The organism is Bellilinea sp. (genome assembly GCF_034432615.1).
Lineage (GTDB): Bacteria > Chloroflexota > Anaerolineae > Anaerolineales > Anaerolineaceae > Bellilinea.
In genome coordinates this window covers 1-1,734 of record NZ_DAOUBL010000139.1, presented here as the reverse complement: position 1 = coordinate 1,734, position 1,734 = coordinate 1, and the positions used below count along the sequence as shown (strand labels likewise).

The following is a 1,734-nucleotide window of genomic DNA, read 5'->3' as shown; positions in this document are numbered from 1 at the left end:
CACCGACACCATGATGCTCTTCACCCTGGATCCGATCAGTAACACCGCCGGCATCCTGTCCATCCCGCGCGATATGTGGGTCAACATCCCCGGTTATGATTATCACAAGATCAATCAAGCCTACTATTTTGGCGAACTGGATAAACTGCCCGGCGGCGGCCCGGCGCTGGCCATGGAAACCGTCAAGCAGTTTTTAGGTGTGGATATTCAATACTACGCCCAGATTGACTTTAATGCCTTTGTGCGCTTCATTGACGAAATCAAAGGGGTTAAAATCCGTGTGGAAGAACCCATTACCGTGGTGGTGATGGGCACGAACCGCAAGATCACCCTTGAGCCGGGCGTCGTGACCCTGCCGGGGGATATTGCGCTGGCCTATGCCCGCCAACGCTACACTGAGGGCGGCGATTTTGACCGCGCCCGCCGCCAGCAGCAGGTGGTACTGGCCATCCGCGACCGCATCCTCAGTTTCGATATGCTGCCCACCCTGATCACCCGCGCGCCGGTACTGTACAACGAACTGGCCAGCGGCGTGCGCACCAACATGAGCCTGGAACAAGTGATTCGGCTGGCGTGGCTGGCGCAGCAAATCCCCGAACAGAATATCAAGCGCGCCGTCATCGGCACCGATGCAGTTGAGTTCGGCACCTCGCCGGATGGGCTGGATATTCTCATCCCCATCCCGGATCGGATTCGCCTGATCCGTGACGAAATTTTCACCAGCGGCGGACCGGTCGGGCCGGTTGCGCTGGCCGAGGACCCGGCATCCCTGATGCAGGCTGAGGCAGCCCGGGTTTCGGTGCAGAACGGCAGCGGAACCGACGGCCTGGCCGGCCAGACTGCAACGTGGCTGCGTGATCAGGGTTTCAATGTGGTGGACGAATCGAATGCCGATCAGTTCTACAATGTAACCACTTTCTTTGTCTATAACGGCAAGCCCTACACGCTGCGGTATCTGACTACCTTGATGGACATTCAGAATCCGCGCGTGTACAACCGCTATGACCCCAACGCCCCTTACGACATCGCTGTGGTGGTCGGCAGTGACTGGGCAGCCTCAAACCCCATGCCCTGAAACCGTTATTTGCCCAGCCGCTTAATGAAAGCGGCTACCTCGCGTAAATAGTTCATGTAGGCTTCACGGTGCACATTATGACCAGCAGTGGCAATGCGCACCGTTTTGCTTTTAGGCCATAACTTTTGGACCTGCTGAATGACCGGCGGGGTAAGCACGGCCCCCAGGGCCGGCTCACCGGTGAGGATCAAACCCGGACAGGCAATCTGACGGACAATTTCGCGCCAGTCGGGCTGCGGTTGAACAATCCAGTCCAGCGCTTCCAGTTTTACCTGTTGTTTGGCTTTTGCCCACTGGAAAAATTCGCTCTCATCCCACAGCGGGTTATCACCTTTACCTTCTGCAATGATCTCATCCAGTGATTTTTGTTTGAGATCGTTCAGCCAGGCGCGCCAGTCAGCCAGCTTCTTTTCGCGCCGCGCCCCATCTGCCCCGCTGCTTTCCTGCCAGGGAGGGTCTTCCAGCACCACACCGCGCACCATTTTGGGCAGCCGGGCAGCGGTCAGGGCTGCCGTTTCCGCCCCCATTGAATGACCGATCAGGATTGGCCGATGAAGCTGCAAGGATTCAATCAGCACACAGACATCCTGAGCCTGCACAAGCGGCGAAGCCCCGCGCGCATCCAGCCCGGAAGAACCATGACCGCGCGCATCCAGCAT

The 1,734-nt window shown here is 58.0% G+C and carries 2 protein-coding genes; one reads left to right on the top strand and one right to left on the bottom strand.

All coding sequences use genetic code 11. The features are described 5' to 3' along the window. Window positions 1-1,075 (top strand): LCP family protein (locus VAE48_RS06250; protein ID WP_322792457.1); only part of this gene is annotated, 1,075 nt, incomplete at its 5' end. Between the two features lie 5 nt (window positions 1,076-1,080). On the opposite strand, the gene VAE48_RS06245 is transcribed toward VAE48_RS06250, so the two are convergent. After that, the coding region (locus VAE48_RS06245; RefSeq protein ID WP_322792456.1) for an alpha/beta hydrolase at window positions 1,081-1,734 on the bottom strand (654 nt) is incomplete at its 5' end.